At 66.0% G+C, this 15,862-nt stretch carries 16 protein-coding genes and 1 other RNA gene; 13 read left to right on the top strand and 4 right to left on the bottom strand.

The features are described 5' to 3' along the window. The first annotated feature begins 219 nt into the window (after positions 1 to 219). From petA to FHR95_RS05205, 5 genes are all read left to right on the top strand, one after another. Positions 220 to 819, top strand: a complete 600-nt coding sequence (gene petA, locus FHR95_RS05225) for a ubiquinol-cytochrome c reductase iron-sulfur subunit (protein WP_040187567.1) — start codon at positions 220 to 222, stop codon at positions 817 to 819. Then, positions 819 to 2,078 (top strand): cytochrome b, encoded by a 1,260-nt coding sequence (locus FHR95_RS05220; RefSeq protein WP_040187566.1) that lies wholly within the window; start codon positions 819 to 821, stop codon positions 2,076 to 2,078. The genes petA and FHR95_RS05220 overlap by 1 nt, the downstream gene beginning before the upstream one ends. Continuing rightward, entirely contained in the window at positions 2,078 to 2,845 is a 768-nt protein-coding gene (locus tag FHR95_RS05215) for a cytochrome c1 (RefSeq protein ID WP_183313622.1), read from the top strand. Before FHR95_RS05220 ends, FHR95_RS05215 begins: the two co-directional genes overlap by 1 nt. Before the next feature lie 149 nt (positions 2,846 to 2,994). Beyond that, positions 2,995 to 3,621 (top strand): stringent starvation protein SspA, encoded by a 627-nt coding sequence (sspA, locus tag FHR95_RS05210; RefSeq protein ID WP_040187562.1) that lies wholly within the window; start codon positions 2,995 to 2,997, stop codon positions 3,619 to 3,621. Between the two features lie 47 nt (positions 3,622 to 3,668). Continuing rightward, complete coding sequence (locus tag FHR95_RS05205) at positions 3,669 to 4,097, top strand: ClpXP protease specificity-enhancing factor (protein ID WP_040187560.1); 429 nt, start codon at positions 3,669 to 3,671, stop codon at positions 4,095 to 4,097. A 68-nt stretch (positions 4,098 to 4,165) separates the two neighbouring features. Here FHR95_RS05205 and FHR95_RS05200 read toward each other — a convergent pair whose 3' ends face one another. From FHR95_RS05200 to FHR95_RS05185, 4 genes are read right to left on the bottom strand one after another with little or no spacing between them, the layout of a single operon-like run. Then, positions 4,166 to 4,744: a BON domain-containing protein gene (locus tag FHR95_RS05200; protein ID WP_183313621.1), complete on the bottom strand. Its 579-nt coding sequence runs from the start codon at positions 4,742 to 4,744 to the stop codon at positions 4,166 to 4,168. Between the two features lie 5 nt (positions 4,745 to 4,749). Continuing rightward, complete coding sequence (locus tag FHR95_RS05195; RefSeq protein WP_040187557.1) at positions 4,750 to 5,343, bottom strand: phosphoheptose isomerase; 594 nt, start codon at positions 5,341 to 5,343, stop codon at positions 4,750 to 4,752. Positions 5,344 to 5,382: 39 nt separating this feature from the next. Next, positions 5,383 to 5,751, bottom strand: coding sequence for a YraN family protein (locus FHR95_RS05190; protein WP_183313620.1), 369 nt, complete (start codon positions 5,749 to 5,751; stop codon positions 5,383 to 5,385). Next, a complete protein-coding gene (locus tag FHR95_RS05185; RefSeq protein WP_183313619.1) occupies positions 5,735 to 7,486 on the bottom strand; it encodes a penicillin-binding protein activator in 1,752 nt (583 codons plus the stop codon). Before FHR95_RS05185 ends, FHR95_RS05190 begins: the two co-directional genes overlap by 17 nt. 46 nt (positions 7,487 to 7,532) lie before the next feature. On the opposite strand from FHR95_RS05185, the gene rsmI reads away from it, so the two are divergent. The 8 genes from rsmI (at position 7,533) to mraY (ending at position 15,840) form a co-directional block, all read left to right on the top strand. Beyond that, entirely contained in the window at positions 7,533 to 8,390 is an 858-nt protein-coding gene (rsmI, locus tag FHR95_RS05180; RefSeq protein WP_040187554.1) for a 16S rRNA (cytidine(1402)-2'-O)-methyltransferase, read from the top strand. 32 nt (positions 8,391 to 8,422) lie between these two features. Next, an RNA gene (gene rnpB / locus FHR95_RS05175) (RNase P RNA component class A) lies at positions 8,423 to 8,788 on the top strand. A 45-nt stretch (positions 8,789 to 8,833) separates the two neighbouring features. Beyond that, positions 8,834 to 9,790: a 16S rRNA (cytosine(1402)-N(4))-methyltransferase RsmH gene (gene rsmH, locus FHR95_RS05170; RefSeq protein ID WP_040187553.1), complete on the top strand. Its 957-nt coding sequence runs from the start codon at positions 8,834 to 8,836 to the stop codon at positions 9,788 to 9,790. A 9-nt stretch (positions 9,791 to 9,799) separates the two neighbouring features. Then, on the top strand, positions 9,800 to 10,126 hold the full coding sequence (gene ftsL, locus FHR95_RS05165; RefSeq protein ID WP_052448902.1) for a cell division protein FtsL: 327 nt from the start codon (positions 9,800 to 9,802) through the stop codon (positions 10,124 to 10,126). Then, positions 10,123 to 11,838 (top strand): peptidoglycan D,D-transpeptidase FtsI family protein, encoded by a 1,716-nt coding sequence (locus FHR95_RS05160; RefSeq protein ID WP_183313618.1) that lies wholly within the window; start codon positions 10,123 to 10,125, stop codon positions 11,836 to 11,838. Before ftsL ends, FHR95_RS05160 begins: the two co-directional genes overlap by 4 nt. Before the next feature lie 25 nt (positions 11,839 to 11,863). Beyond that, positions 11,864 to 13,384, top strand: coding sequence for a UDP-N-acetylmuramoyl-L-alanyl-D-glutamate--2,6-diaminopimelate ligase (locus tag FHR95_RS05155; protein ID WP_183313617.1), 1,521 nt, complete (start codon positions 11,864 to 11,866; stop codon positions 13,382 to 13,384). Next, complete coding sequence (locus tag FHR95_RS05150; RefSeq protein WP_183313616.1) at positions 13,381 to 14,748, top strand: UDP-N-acetylmuramoyl-tripeptide--D-alanyl-D-alanine ligase; 1,368 nt, start codon at positions 13,381 to 13,383, stop codon at positions 14,746 to 14,748. The genes FHR95_RS05155 and FHR95_RS05150 overlap by 4 nt, the downstream gene beginning before the upstream one ends. A gap of 9 nt (positions 14,749 to 14,757) precedes the next feature. After that, a complete protein-coding gene (gene mraY, locus FHR95_RS05145) occupies positions 14,758 to 15,840 on the top strand; it encodes a phospho-N-acetylmuramoyl-pentapeptide-transferase (RefSeq protein ID WP_040187547.1) in 1,083 nt (360 codons plus the stop codon). Positions 15,841 to 15,862 lie beyond the last annotated feature (22 nt).

Raw genomic sequence — 15,862 nt, 5'->3', positions numbered from 1 at the left:
ACGTCGCGTATTGTCGCACCCAAACGCCCAGGTCCATTGACCTGGGCGTTTTTTGTTCCGCATCAAGAATTTGTCGACAGGTTTTGGGTAGGTTCAGGGAACCTTTCCTTGTGCGGGGCGACACGATTTTTTACCATAGACTGCATTTGGTATCCGTGGTCGCGGGGGATTCACTGCCCGTGATGGAACAACGGGTAAGCTGATGGGAGAAACCAGAAAATGGCAGATAACGGCGTAAACAAGGGTCGGCGCCGTTTCCTCGTAGGCGCCACCTCCGTCGTGGGTGCGGTGGGTGCTGTCGGGGTTGCGGTCCCCTTTGTGGCTTCCTGGCAGCCTAGTGCCAGGGCAAGAGCGGCGGGTGCCCCCGTCCAGGCGGATGTGTCCAAGCTCGAGCCCGGGCAGCGCATGACCGTCGAGTGGCGGGGCAAGCCGGTATGGATCATCAATCGCACGGAGGAGATGATCGAGCGCACCAAGGGCTTCGATTCCTCGCGCCTGGCCGACCCCGACTCCTTGGTCGAGCAGCAGCCCGATTACATCGAGGGTCCGATGCGTTCCATCAAGCCCGAGATCGGCGTGATCGTGGGTATCTGTACCCATCTGGGCTGTTCGCCGCTCTATCGTCCTGAACCGGATGCCGAGGGTGTGGGAACCGACGACTGGCCGGGGGGGTTCTTCTGTCCCTGCCATGGTTCGCGCTTCGATCTGGCCGGTCGGGTGTTCGTCAACGTGCCGGCGCCCACCAACCTCGAAGTGCCACCTTACCGCTTCGACAGCGATGTGCTGATCACGGTCGGCGAAGATGAGGAGACTGCCTGATGGGTAATCCGAACAAAGTCAAGGCGGAGCGCGGCTTGATGCGCTGGGTCGATGACCGCTTCCCGGCCACCCAGATGTGGCAGGACCACATGGCGAAGTACTACGCGCCGAGGAACTTCAATTTCTGGTACTTCTTCGGCTCCCTGGCGCTGCTGGTGCTGGTCAATCAGATCCTGACCGGGGTCTGGCTGACCATGAGCTACAACCCCTCCGCCGAGGGCGCCTTCGCCTCCGTCGAGTACATCATGCGCGATGTCGAGTACGGCTGGCTGATCCGCTATATGCACTCAACCGGCGCGACGGCATTCTTCGTGGTCATCTACCTGCACATGTTCCGCGGTCTGCTCTACGGTTCCTACAAGGCGCCCCGCGAGCTGGTGTGGATCTTCGGCATGACCATCTACCTGGCCTTGATGGCCGAGGCCTTCATGGGCTATCTGCTGCCTTGGGGGCAGATGTCCTACTGGGGCGCCCAGGTCATCATCTCGCTGTTCTCGGCGATCCCGGTCATCGGTCCCGACCTGACCCAGTGGATTCGCGGTGATTTCCTGATCTCCGGCATTACCCTCAACCGCTTCTTCGCCTTGCATGTGGTGGCGCTGCCGATCGTGATCCTGGCGCTGGTGGTGCTGCACATCATCGCCCTGCATGAAGTCGGGTCCAACAACCCCGACGGCATCGATATCAAGAAGAAGAAGGACGAGAGTGGCAAGCCGCTGGACGGCATCCCCTTCCATCCGTACTACACGGTGAAGGATCTCGTTGGCGTGGCGGTGTTCCTGTTCGTCTTCTGCGTGGTGATCTTCTACTTCCCGGAAGGTGGCGGTTACTTCCTCGAGAAGCCCAACTTCGAGCCTGCCAATCCGCTGCAGACGCCGGATCACATCGCGCCGGTATGGTACTTCACGCCCTTCTACGCGATCCTGCGCGCCATTACCTTCTCGCTGTTCGGTCTCGACGCCAAGTTCCTGGGTGTCATTGCGATGGGTGGAGCTATTGCGGTGCTCTTCGTGCTGCCATGGCTCGACCGCAGCCCGGTGCGCTCGATGCGCTACAAGGGCTGGATGTCCAAGACCATGCTGGCGCTGTTCGCGATCAGCTTTGTGATCCTGGGTGTGCTCGGGGTGCTGCCGGTCACCGAGGGGCGTACCCTGTTGTCTCAGGTATGTACCATCGTTTATTTCGCCTTCTTCCTGCTGATGCCGTTCTATACCCGGCTGGAGAAGACCAAACCCGTTCCGGAAAGGGTGACTGGCTAATGAAAAAGCAACTGTTCGCACTGCTCTTCGCGCTGGTGCCCGTCACGGCCATGGCCGCGGGAGGGGCTAGCGTCCCGTACTCCATGGAGCCGGATCTCCAGGACAAGTCGTCACTGCAGAACGGCATGAAGCTCTATGTCAATTACTGCATGGGGTGTCACTCTCTGGAGCACCAGCGCTTCGCGCGGGCTGCCGAAGACTTGAACATTCCCCAGGACCTTGTCGAGGAGAACCTGATCTTTTCGCCGGACCTGGCCTTCAACGACCAGATGCACATTGCAATGAGCGAGGAGGATGGCGAGGCATGGTTTGGTGCGCCACCGCCCGACTTGACCCTGGAGTCACGTCTGCGCGGCACCGACTGGATCTACTCCTACCTGCTGACCTTCTACAAGGACCCCAGCACCAGCACCGGCGTCAACAACGTGGTCTTCGACCTCGTCTCGATGCCCAATGTGCTGGAGCCGCTGCAGGGGGTGCAAGAGAAGGTGTGCGCCGCGACGGACCGTCCCGTGGAGGGGGCCGAGCTCGATCCCCTGACCGGCAAGTACCAGTCCTGTGAGACGCTGCAGGTCACCCAGCCTGGCGCGATGGAACCGGCCGAGTTCGAGGATGCGGTCTACGACCTCACCAACTTCCTCGCCTACGTGGGGGAGCCGTCCAAGCTGCAGGCGCAGTCGCTGGGTCCGAAGGTGCTGATCTTCATCTTCATCTTTGGGGTCATCTCCTACCTGCTCAAGCGCGAGTACTGGCGCGACGTCCACTGATTCGTCAACGACGGACATTCAGGAGGGGCGCATGGCGGACAACCATGCGCCCCTCGTGGTCTCTGCCCGATATCGGGCAGCACGATGGGCCCTCAAGATAGGGCCGGTCGTGTTATCATTTCGGCACGAACTGATGCGAGGATTGTTACATGGGTGTAGTGGCCAAGCGGTCGTCGATGATCTTCTACTCCGGAGGAGATGACCATTACAGTCATCGTGTGCGAATCGTGCTCGCCGAGAAGGGCGTGGCTGTCGATATCGTCGAGGTGACCGACGAACAGCACCCCGAGGAACTCGCCGATCTCAACCCCTACAACAGCGTGCCCACTCTTCTCGACCGGGATCTGGTGCTCTACGAGTCCAAGGTAATGATGGAGTACCTCGACGAGCGCTTCCCGCATCCGCCCCTGCTGCCCGTCTATCCTGTGGCGCGGGCCAAGAGCCGGCTGTGGATGCACCGTATCGAGCGCGAGTGGTGCCCGCTGGTCGAGCAGCTGCAGCGTGGCGCGAAGAAGGATGTGGAGAAGGCCCGCAAGGAGCTGCGGGAGAGCCTGGTCGGCATCTCGCCGATCTTCGAGGACATGCCCTATTTCATGAGCGAAGAGTTCACGCTGGTGGACTGCTGCCTGGCCCCGATCCTCTGGCGGTTGCCGGTGTTGGGGATCGAACTGCCTGAAAAACAGGTCAAGCCGTTGATGGGTTACATGGAGCGCCTGTTCGATCGCGATGGCTTCAAGGCCGCCCTCAGTGAAAGCGAACGCGAGATGCGCCCCTGAATTTCGACCCGGTGAAGGCCGGGTCTTCGTCCCAGGAGGGCCAAACGATGCAATCGAGCCGCCCCTATATTGCCAGAGCCCTGTACCAGTGGCTGCTGGATAACGACCTGACGCCCTATATCGTCGTCGATGCCGAGCAGGCAGGTGTCGAGGTGCCCCGCCAGTTCGTCCAGAATGGCCAGATCGTGCTCAACCTCGCCCCGACGGCCATTCGCGACTTCGCCATGGAGAACGAGGCGGTGAGCTTCTCGGCGCGCTTCGGCGGCCGCCCCATGCAGGTGATGGTGCCCATCGAGGCGCTGATCGCGATCTATGCCCGGGAGAACGGCGTGGGCATGGTGTTCGGCCATGAGCCGGTGATCCCGGCCGGTGCTACCGAGGTGGAGGAGAGCGTGGATGACGCTCCCTCGGAAGAGAACGATGAAGATGATGCGCCGCCGCGCAAGGGGCGTCCCTCGTTGCGGGTCATCAAGTAAGCAGGAATTCGCTCGTCGCACGGTGAAACGGCAGGCCCAGGCCTGTCGTTTCACGTTGTGGGACGTGATCAGTCCAGGTAGTCGAATACCTTGACGATGCGCTGCATGCCACCGACGCCGGACACGGCCCTGACGATGCGCTCCGCCTCGTTACGGGTGACGATACCCATCAGATAGACGCTATTGTTCTCGGTCACTACCCGGATGCGGCCCGAGTCGATCTCCTCATTGGCCGCCAGGCTGGTGCGAATGCGAGTGCGCAACCAGGTATCAGCGAGTCGCTGGCTGGCGGGCAGGTTGGCGGCGATGGCAAGTTCGTTGTGAACCTCGCGGACGTTGCGGACCCGTTCAGCGACCTCGGTGGCCTTCATCTTGAGTTCGTCGCTGGGCACCTGGCCCGTCAGCAGGACGACGCCGTTGAAACTGTCGACATTGATGCGGGCATCGCCCAGTCGGGCATCGGTGCGGCCGAGGTTGTGGCTGACCTTGGTCTCGATGCTCTCGTCCTCGACCTGGGTGCCAAAGGTGCGCTCACCGTAGTTTTCATCGATGGTGCCGGGGTTGGTCACGCCGGTAACGGTGGTGCAGCCGGCGATACCGAGGCCGAGGGTCAGCAGCAGGGGGGTAAGAAGGGACTTGCGGGTCATGGGAGTCACTCGCTTGTACCGAAGAGTTGTTCGTCGATCAGGTCGCACAGGCAGTGAATCGCCAGCAGGTGCACTTCCTGAATGCGCGCCGTGGATGTCGCCGGCACCCGGATCTCGCAGTCGTCCTGGCCCAGCAGCGAGGCCATATCGCCACCGTCGCGACCGGTCAGCGCTACCACCGTCATGTCACGGTCATGAGCGGCCTGAATGGCCTGGATCACGTTGGCGGAATTGCCGCTGGTGGAGATCGCCAGCAGGATATCGCCGGGTTGGCCCAGGGCGCGGATCTGCTTGGAGAAGATCTCGTTGTAGCTGTAATCGTTGGCGATCGAGGTCAGCGTCGAGGTGTCGGTGGTCAGCGCCAGGGCCGGCAGGCTGGGACGCTCGCGCTCGAAGCGGTTGAGCAGTTCCGAGGAAAAGTGCTGGCTGTCGCCGGCGCTGCCGCCGTTGCCGCAGGCCAGGATCTTGCCGTCGTTGACCAGGCACTGGACCATCATCTGGCTGGCCACCTCGATGAAGGGCGGCAACACCTCGCTGGCATAGGTCTTGGTGTCGATGCTGGCATTGAAGTGGCCGAGAATGCGCTGCTGGAAATCCATGCGGGGTTCCTGGTCCTTGTCGCAGATGGGCTTGACCGGTCAGTGCGCTTCGAAGGCATTCGCCACCCACTCGATCTCGATGTCCGGGGGGCTGCCGGTCACGGCCAGCACATCGAAGCGGCAGGGACATGATAGCCGGTTGCGTTGGAGATAAAAACGCGCCGCCCGGATCAGGCGGCGCTGTTTGGCGGCGGTGACGGTTTCCAGGGGGTGGCCGTGGCGGCGATCGGCGCGGTGGCGCACCTCGACAAACACCAGGACCTCGCCATCGCGCATGACCAGGTCGATCTCGCCGCCCTTGGCATGCTGGTTGCTGGCCTCGAGGATAAGGCCGCGCGCCGACAGCCAGCGGGCGCCGAGCTGCTCGATGGCGGCGCCCCTGGCGCGGGCGTCACGGGGCCCGGTCATCGCCGAAGACCCCGGGCGTCAGCACCGGCTGAGGGACCCCATTGACGAAACGTGCCCAAGGCAGGCGGCGCTGGATTCGGCCATCTTCCGCCGGGCTCAGGGTGCCGGTAGCGCCGAACAGCTCACTGCCGCTGATCGCCTGCAGTTGCGGCAGGCGTCTGGCCAGCTCGTAGGCATCCACGCCCATGGCCATCAGCCGAAACATGGCAGGGTCGGACTCTTCACGCAGCCGTCGGTAGCTGTCGAGGTAGGGCAGGGCTTCCACGCCGCCCACGGCGGCATCGGGGATCTGCCAGGGGATATCGACGAACAGCACGTCGTCCAGGTCATGATCCAGGCGAGGCTGCGGGCGGCCCTCGAAGAGATGGGAGGTGGCATAGATCGGCAGGTCGCCGCTGTAGTAGTAGTCAAGCGTCGGGGGTACCTGGCGGGCATACTCCGGCAGGGCCAGCAGGAAGAGCATGTCGGGCTGGGGGTTGGTCACGGCCCGGCGCGTGCTCTCGGTGGCCGAGGCTTCGGGGTTGTAGCGGACCGCATTGGCGACTTCCCCTCCCAGGTCGCGCCAGGCGTTCCAGAAGGCCTCGCCGACACGCCGCCCCCAGTCGTTGTCCGGCACCAGCAGCGAGGCCAGACGGTGGCCATCGATCCAGGCACGATGGGCGGCCTGGCGAGCCTCATCTTCGGCAGACAGGCCGTACTGAAAGAGGCCGAGGGCCTGGTTACGCTCACCGCGGCCGTAGTTGAGCGCCAGGGTCGGCAGCGGGACCCGATCGCGCCTCTCGAGCTCGCTGACGGCATCCTTGTTCAGCGGGCCGATCACCACCTGGGCGCCGAGCTCGCTGGCCTCCCGGTAGAGCGCGTCCAGATTGCCCTGGCTGCTGTCGATAAAGGTCAGGCGGGCACCGCTGTCGACGCCTTCGAGGTGATGGATCCGGATCCCTTCCCGTATCGCCCCGGCAATGCTGTCGAGCGGCCCTGACTCAGGGAGGAAGACGGCGATATGGGTGACCTCCTGGCCGCGCAGTTCCCGAAGGGCGGTGATTTCGCCCGGCAGACGGCGAGCCGCCGGGTGGCCGCGATAGCGCTCTCGCCAGTTATCCAGGCGCGCGAAGAGCCGCTGGATGTCACCGCCGCTGGCACGCACCAGCTCGGCCAGGGCAACCCACCCCTCCGCCAGGTCGCCGCCCTCGTTGCGCAGGGTAGCGAGTGAGCCGCTGTCGAGCCGCGAGAGCTGATCCCAGATCGGATCGTTGAGGTCCTCGCGATCGGTGCCTGCCTGGACCTGGATCAGGGCTCGGGCGGCGGCGCGAAATTCGTCGACCTCGGCCAGCGCCATGCCCAGACGCTCACGCAGTGTCAGCGAGGCTTCGCGGGGCAGGTTCATCTCGTCGAGCAATTGCCCTGCCTGGATCACCGCCCAGGGATCCTCTGCCTCCGCGCCCAGCTGCGAAAGCAGCAGGGCCCAGCGGATGCGTGGCTGGCGATCCAGTCGAGCGTCGTCGATTTCCTTGGCGACTTCCAGCGCCTGGGTGCGGTTCCCCTGGCGTGCTAGGATGTCGGCCGCTTCCAGGCGCGACAGGGCGGCCTGGCCGGGTTGCTGCTGCTCGGCCTGCTGCAGCAGGCGCTGTGGGTCAACGTCGGGCTGTCGTTCGACAATCCCCGGCTGGACGCTGCAGCCGGCAAGCAGCAGCGCGCTGAGCGCGACGGCCAGCAGGCCGCGAAACGAGATCTTCATGAGTTCTTCCTTGTCCCAGAGTCCGAGAGCATCCCAGGGAGCCGAGATGTCCGATACGCCTGCCGGTTCATTGTACGTGGTCGCCACACCCATTGGGAATCTGGACGATCTGAGTCCCCGCGCCGCCCGGGTGCTCGCAGAGGTGGCCGTGATCGCCGCCGAGGATACCCGCCATAGCGGGCGCCTGCTGCGCCATCTGGGACTTTCGCAGCCGATGCTCTCGTTGCACGAGCATAACGAAGCTTCGCGAGTCGATGCCCTGGATGCCCGTCTCGTTGCCGGGGAGGATATCGCCCTGGTCTCCGATGCCGGCACCCCGCTGATCAGCGACCCCGGCTTCGTGCTGGTGCGCGCGCTGCGTGATCGTGGCCGTCGCATCGTGCCGGTACCGGGGCCCTGTGCTCTGGTAGCCGCTCTGTCGGCGGCGGGCCTGCCGACCGACCGCTTTCTCTTCCAGGGTTTTCTGCCGGCCAAGGGCGGTAGCCGACGTGGGCGTCTCGAGGCGCTCGCGGCACGCGAGGAGACCCTGGTGTTCTACGAGTCCCCTCATCGCATTCGTGACACCCTGGCCGATCTGGCTTCCACCCTCGAGGCGCGTCGTGTGGTACTGGCGCGTGAGCTGACCAAGACCTTCGAGACTTTCCTGGATGGTAGCGCCGCCGAGCTTCTCGCTCGCATGGAGGAGGATCCGGACCAGGCCCGCGGCGAGTTCGTGGTGATGGTGGCCGGGGCCGCTGAGCGTCATGACCCCGACGCCTCGACGGTGGAGGCCGATGCCTTGCTGACGGCGCTGCTCGCCGAGGGCGTCGGGGTCAAGCAGGCGGCGTCGGTGGCCGCCCGCCTGCTGGGCGGGGCGAAGAAGGTCTGGTACGGACGACTGCAGGCCCTCAAGGACGGGCATTGAGGCGGGGGAAGGGCGCTGGTATCCTTGCCGCAGGAGTTGGCCAGACAGTCGCCGCCGCCTCCGGCCCTCGGGCCGGAGCGGGGGAGGAAAGTCCGGGCTCCACAGGGCAGAGTGCCAGGTAACGCCTGGGCGGCGTGAGCCGACGGAAAGTGCAGCAGAGAGCAGACCGCCCAAGTCTCCCTCGGGAGACCGGTAAGGGTGAAAGGGTGCGGTAAGAGCGCACCGCACGCCTGGTAACAGTGCGTGGCAAGGTAAACCCCACTCGGAGCAAGACCAAATAGGAACCCCATGACGTGGCCCGCGTCGGGTTCGGGTAGGTCGCTTGAGGGCCCTGGTAACATGGCCCCTAGAGGAATGACTGTCCGCGACAGAACCCGGCTTATCGGCCGACTCCCTTACTTCCGAACATCGCCGTTTCCAACGGCTCCTCGAACGAGACCCCCATGCCGTCATCCGCCCCTGAACAGCCCGCCTGCGGCTTTCGCCACGCCAGCGTGCTGCTCGATGGCGCCGTCGAGGCGCTGGTCCACGACCCCGAGGGCGCTTATCTGGACGGCACCTTCGGCCGCGGCGGTCATTCGCGTGCCATTCTCGCCCGGCTGGCCCCGCAGGGACGACTGCTGGCGATCGATCGCGACCCCCAGGCCGTGGCCGAGGCCTCGGCCATCGATGATCCGCGCTTTGCCATCGAGCAGGGCGAGTTCGCCCGCCTTGGCGAGATTGCCGACCGTCATGCCCTGCATGGCCGGCTGGCCGGCGTGCTGCTCGATGTGGGCGTCTCGTCGCCCCAGCTAGACGACCCCGAGCGGGGGTTCAGCTTCCTGCGCGACGGCCCCCTGGATATGCGCATGGATCCTTCTCGCGGCGAAAGCGCCGCGGGTTTCCTGGTGCGCGCCAGCGAGGGGGAGATGGTGCGTGTGTTCAAGGCCTATGGTGAGGAACGCTTCGCCAAACGGCTGGCGCGAGCCATCGTGACGCGTCGCCTCGAGCGTCCTTTCGTGCGAACTGCAGACCTCGCCGAGGTGGTCAAGGCTGCTCACCCGGCGTGGGAGAAGGGCAAGCACCCGGCGACTCGGGTCTTCCAGGCGCTGCGCATCCAGGTCAATGGCGAACTGGATCAGCTCGATGCCGCCCTGGAGGCGTCACTCGAGGCCCTCGCCCCCGGGGGACACCTGGTGGTGATCAGCTTCCACTCCCTGGAGGATCGGCGGGTCAAGCGCTTCATTCGCGACCACGTGCGCGGCGACACCGACCTGCCGCGCGGCGTTCCGATCCGCGACGATCAGCTGCCGCGTCGGCTCGAGTCGCTGGGCAAGGCGCGGCGACCCGGTGCCGAGGAGGTCATGGAGAATCCCCGGGCACGCAGTGCGGTCATGCGTGTGGCGCGCAAGCGATACTGAGGACGGTCCATGGTACAAGGACGACCCATGGCGGCTTCCTCGTTTGGTTGGCCCCTTCGCCTGAGAGTGTCGCCGCGGCTGTTGCTGGTCATGCTGCTGCTGGTCGCTTGTCTCGGCTCTGCCCTGGCGGTGATCACCGCCAGCCACCTGACCCGTGAACGTTATGCTCAGCTGCAGCAGCTGGAGCGTGAGCGACAGCAGCTGCAGACCGAATGGGGGCAGCTGCTGCTCGAGGAGGGTGCCTGGTCCTCCCCCGCGCGGATCGAGCGCCTGGCCCAGGAGCGGCTGGAGATGCGGTTGCCCGACATCGACGAGGTCGAGGTCATTCGCCCATGAGTGCCGAAGCCCGCAGCGGTGTGACACCGCGCCGGCCACCGCCCACGGCGCCCATGAGCAAGGCGCGCTACCGGGTGATGATGGCGCTGGTGCTGCTGGGGCTGGCTCTGCTGGCGGGGCGTATCGTCGACCTGCATGTCTTTGACCGCCCCTTTCTTCAGGGGCAGGGCGACGCCCGAACCCTGCGTACCGATACCATTCCCGCCCACCGTGGGATGATCACCGACCGCCACGGTGAACCCTTGGCGATCTCCACGCCGGTGGTGACGCTCTGGGCCAACCCCCAGGACCTCCCGGCCGACGACATCCAGCGCCTGATGTTGGCCAGGGCCCTTGGCCAGGAACTCGATACCCTCAACGAGCGAATCGCGCGCTACGCCGAGCGCGAGTTCATGTATCTGCGGCGCCGCATGACGCCGGAAGCGGCACAGAGTGTGCTGGACCTGCGCATTCCCGGCGTGCATGCCCGGGAGGAGTACAAGCGCTACTATCCGGCGGGGGAAGTGGCCGCGCAGTTGCTGGGGGTGACCAATATCGACGATACCGGCCAGGAGGGCCTTGAGCTGGCCTATCAGCCGTATCTCGCCGGGGTGCCCGGCAAGCGCCGCGTGCTCAAGGACCGTCGCGGTCGCCTGGTGCGCGACCTGACGCTGCTCAAGGAGGCCCAGCCGGGCGGCGATCTTACCCTGGCGCTGGACCAGCGCCTCCAGTACATGGCCTATCGTGAGCTCAAGGCGGCGGTGGCCGAGCACGATGCCGATGGTGGCAGCGTGGTGATGATGGATGCTCGCAGTGGCGAGGTGCTGGCCATGGCCAACCAGCCTTCCTACAACCCCAATAACCGTGCCGGCCTCGACCCCCAAGGGTTGCGCAACCGGGCCATCGTCGACACGTTCGAGCCGGGGTCGGTCGTCAAGCCGCTGGCCATGTCGGCGATTCTGGAGAGTGGTGAGTTTGACAGGGATATCGTGATCGATACTTCACCGGGCTGGATGCGCATCGACCGATTTACCATCAAGGACATCCGCAACTACGGCAAGCTCAGCCTGGCGGGTATTCTCGAGAAGTCGTCGAACATCGGCATGTCCAAGCTGGCGCTGCAACTCGACGACCCTCTGGTGCCCGAGACCTATCGCCGGCTGGGGTTTGATCAGGCGCCGGGCACGGGCTTTCCCGGTGAGGCAGGCGGGAGCCTGCCGGCCCCCGTGCGCTGGTCGAGTAGCCAGTGGGCCGCGCTTTCCTACGGCTATGGGCTGTCGGTGTCGGCGCTGCAACTGGCCAGTGCCTTCACGGCCATTGCCAACGACGGTCGACGTCTGCCGCCCTCTCTGCTCAAACTCGCCGAGGCACCGGCCGGTGAAGCGGTGATCGAGCCGGGCGTGGCTCGACAGGTCTTGCAGATGATGGATCAGGTCGTCCAGCCTGGCACCGGCGCCCGTCGGGCCCTGGTGTCGGGCTATGGTGTCGCCGGCAAGACCGGCACCGTTCGTAAGACCGATGCCGGCGGATATCAGGAAAATGCCTATCGCAGCCTGTTCGTCGGCATCGCTCCTGTGTCGGATCCGCGCATCGTGACAGTGGTGATGATCGATCATCCGCGGGGCGACAGCTACTATGGCGGGGCGGTGGCCGCGCCGGTCTTCTCCCGGGTTGTCGGCAATGCCCTGCGCCTGCTGGATGTGCCGCCGGACGCTCGGGAGCCGGAAACATGAGCGCAATGCCTAGGGAGAAAAAGCGATGCAGCTGACCGCCGAGCGACTCGAGACCGGCCTGACCGAGCTTTGGCCCGATTGTCGCCGTATCCTGGCGGATATCACCCTGCCCGACACCGTCAGGCTGGTGATCGACAGCCGTCGGCTGGCCCCCGGCGATATCTTCGTGGCGGTCCCGGGGGGCGCGGCCGACGGCCGTGACTTTATCGGTCAGGCGCTGGCAGCGGGGGCCTCGCTGGTGCTGGCCCATGACGATGGCGCGCCGGGGCCCGACGACGCCCGGGTGCTGTGGCTGACGGGCCTCCGCGAGACCCTGGGCGAACTGGGACAGATCCTGTTTGCCGTGCCCCGTGGCTTGGAGCTGGTCGGCGTCACCGGTACCAATGGCAAGAGTTCGACGACCCACTACCTGGCCGAGCTGAGCACCGCGCTCGGCGTGGAGGCGGCCCTGATCGGCACCCTGGGGCACGGCCGACCGGGCCAGCTGGCGGCCGGCCAACTGACCACGCCGGGTCCCCTGGCGCTGCAGGCCGCGCTGGGGGAGCTGGTGGCAGGCGGCGTGCAGCGGGTGGCCATGGAGGTCTCCTCCCATGCGCTGGAGCAGGGGCGCCTGGATGGCTGCCGGGTGCAGGCCGCCGTGTTCACCAACTTAAGCCGCGATCATCTGGACTACCACGTCAGCATGGCGGCCTATGCCGCCGCCAAGGCGCGGCTTTTCCGTCGCCATGAGCTCGAGCTGGCGGTGGTCAACGGCGATGACCCCCTGGCGCGCCTGATGCTCGCCGGCGTGCATCGCCACGTGCGGGTGCTTGCCGTGGGTGAAGACGAGGCGGTGACCCTGCGCGTCATCGACTGGATGCCCCATGCTGAGGGTCAGCGGGCGCTCATTGCCACCCCCGAGGGCGAGCGGGAGCTTGAACTCGGGCTGATGGGGCGCTTCAACCTGGATAACGTGCTGCTGGCCATGGCCACCCTCTTTGGCCTCGGCCACTCCCTGGAGCCGCTCTTCACCGCGGCGGCCCAGCTCGCGACGGTGCCCGGCCGCATGCAATGCCTGACCCGGCGGGGAGCCCCCACGGTGGTCATCGACTACGCGCATACCCCGGATGCCCTCGACAATGCCCTCTCTGCGTTGCGGGCCCACCTGCCGGGCAAAGGGGAGCTCTGGTGCCTGTTTGGCTGCGGCGGCGATCGCGACACTGGCAAGCGCCCGCTGATGGCGGTAGCGGCGCGCCAGGGGGCCGACCGCGTGGTGGTCACCGACGACAACCCGCGCAGCGAGTCGCCGGCAGCGATCCGTGCCCAGATCCTTGCCGGTCTGGATGACGCCGAGCGCGGCGACGCTCTCGAGCTGGCCGGGCGGGGCGAGGCGATCGCACGGGTGCTGGCGCAGGCCGGCCCCGACGACGTGGTATTGATTGCCGGTAAGGGACACGAGGACTATCAGGAGATTGACGGCGTGCGCCATCCCTTCTCGGATCTGGTCGAGGCCGAGCGCGGCCTGGCCGCCCGCGCTGGGCACGACAGCGGGAAGGGTGCTCGATGAGCACCGTCGGCCTGCAGCACCTGGGCGAGATCGCCGCCGTTCTGGGGCTTGACGCGCCGGCTGACGATCTGCCGGTCGGCGCGATCGTCACCGATACCCGTCAGCTCGCTCCCGGCGCGCTGTTTGTGGCGCTGCGGGGTGAGCGTTTTGATGCGCATGATTTCATCGGCCAGGCGCGGGCGGCAGGAGCCGTGGCGGCGCTGGTCGAACGGCCCGTCGATGACCCGCTCCCTCAGCTTGTGGTGGCCGATAGCCGGCTGGCCCTGGGGCTGTTGGGGCGGGCCCGACGCCGCACCTGGGGCGGCCCGCTGGTCGCCGTGACCGGCAATAGCGGCAAGACCACGGTCAAGCAGATGCTGGCGACCCTGCTGACCCGAAGCGGGCCGACGCTAGCCACCCAGGGCAACCTCAACAACGACATCGGCGCGCCTCTGACGCTGCTGGCACTGGAGGCCGATCATCGCCAGGCCGTGGTCGAACTGGGCGCCAACCATCTCGGCGAGATCGCCTGGACCACGGCCCTGGCCGCGCCCCGGGTGGCGGTGATCACCAACGTCACCGGGGCCCATGTGGGCGAGTTCGGCGGCATGGGCCGTATCGCCCAGGCCAAGGCGGAGATCCTGGCCGGCCTGCCGCCCGACGGCGTGGCGGTGCTCAATCGCGACGATGCCTTCTTCGTCACCTGGGCGAGCCTGGCGGCGCCTCGCGAGGTACTCGACTTCGGCCTGGATCGGCGGGCCCGCCTGAGAGGCGAGACGCTGGCCTGCGACGCTCTCGGGCGCTATGCTTTCACGCTTGTCCTGGACGGTCGCAAGATCGGACGGGTCCAGCTGGCGCTGCTGGGACGCCATAACGTGGCCAATGCCCTGGCGGCGGCCGCCGCTGCCCTGGCGATGGGGCTCGCGGAGGCCGAGGTGTTGGCCGGACTCGAGGCGGTGTCGCCGATGTCGGGCCGTCTGAGTGTCGTCGAGGGCCGGCATGGCTCTCGGTTGCTGGACGATACCTACAATGCCAACCCCGGCGCGGTAAAGGCAGCGCTCGACGTCCTGGTGACGCTGCCCGGGCCGCACTGGTGCCTGCTGGGTGCCATGGGCGAACTGGGGGGCGAGTCCGACCGGCTGCATGCCGAGCTCGGACACTACGCGCGGGAACGGGGAGTCGACTTCCTGGGTACCCTTGGCGAGCCGGCGAGGCCGGCCAGCCGGGCCTTCGGCGAAGGCGGGGTACATTTCGACGATAGGGAGGCGCTGATGCGCCACGTCCTCCACCATCTACCGCCCGCGACCAGCGTACTGGTCAAGGGCTCGCGCAGTGCCGGCATGGAACGCATCGTGGCGGCCCTGCGTGCGGATGCTTCAAGGTGAACGCGATACATGCTGCTCTTTCTGGCTGATTTCCTGGCGCAATTCCAGACTGCCTTCAACGTCTTCAACTATCTGACCCTGCGCATGATCCTGGGCACCCTGACCGCCCTGGTGCTCTGCCTGTGGCTGGGGCCGGTGATGATCCGCCGCCTGGTGGAGCGCCAGATCGGGCAGGCGGTGCGCGATGATGGCCCCCAGTCCCACCTCTCCAAGGCCGGCACGCCGACCATGGGCGGCGCGATGATCCTGATGGCCATCGCCGTGAGCACCCTGCTGTGGGGCGACCTTACCAACCACTACGTCTGGCTGGTGCTGGCGGTGACCCTGGGCTTCGGTGCCATCGGCTGGGTGGACGACTACCGCAAGGTCGTCGAGAAAAATCCCCGCGGCTTGCCGGCACGCTGGAAGTATTTCTGGCAGTCGTTGATCGGCGTGGCGGCCGCGGTGCTGCTCTACGTCACCGCCGCCTCGCCGGTGGAGACCAGCTTGATCGTGCCGCTGTTCAAGGAGTTCGTGCTGCCCCTCGGGGTGTTCTACATGGTGCTCACCTACCTGGTGATCGTCGGCAGCTCCAATGCGGTCAACCTCACTGACGGCCTCGATGGTCTGGCAATCATGCCCACGGTGCTGGTGGCCATGGGCCTGGCGGTATTCGCCTATGCCACCGGCAACACGGTGTTCGCCGATTACCTGCAGATTCCCTTCATCCCCGGCGCCGGCGAGCTGGCCGTGTTCTGTGCCACCATCGCCGGGGCCGGGCTGGGCTTTCTGTGGTTCAACACCTACCCGGCCCAGGTCTTCATGGGCGACGTCGGGGCCCTGGCACTGGGGGCCGCGCTCGGCGTAGTGGCGGTGATCGTGCGGCAGGAGATCGTGCTGTTCATCATGGGCGGTATCTTCGTCATGGAGACCGTCTCGGTCATCCTGCAGGTCGGCTCCTACAAGCTCACCGGGCGGCGCATCTTCCGCATGGCGCCGCTGCACCACCACTACGAGCTCAAGGGCTGGCCGGAGCCACGGGTCATCGTGCGCTTCTGGATCATCACCGTGGTGCTGGTGCTGATCGGCCTGGCCACGCTCAAGGTCCGCTGATTCCCGGGCGCCGAGTCGCCAT

The sequence above is a fragment of the Halomonas fontilapidosi genome (assembly GCF_014192285.1).
Classification (GTDB): Bacteria; Pseudomonadota; Gammaproteobacteria; order Pseudomonadales; family Halomonadaceae; genus Halomonas; species Halomonas fontilapidosi.
This window is presented reverse-complemented; position numbering and strand designations above follow the sequence as displayed.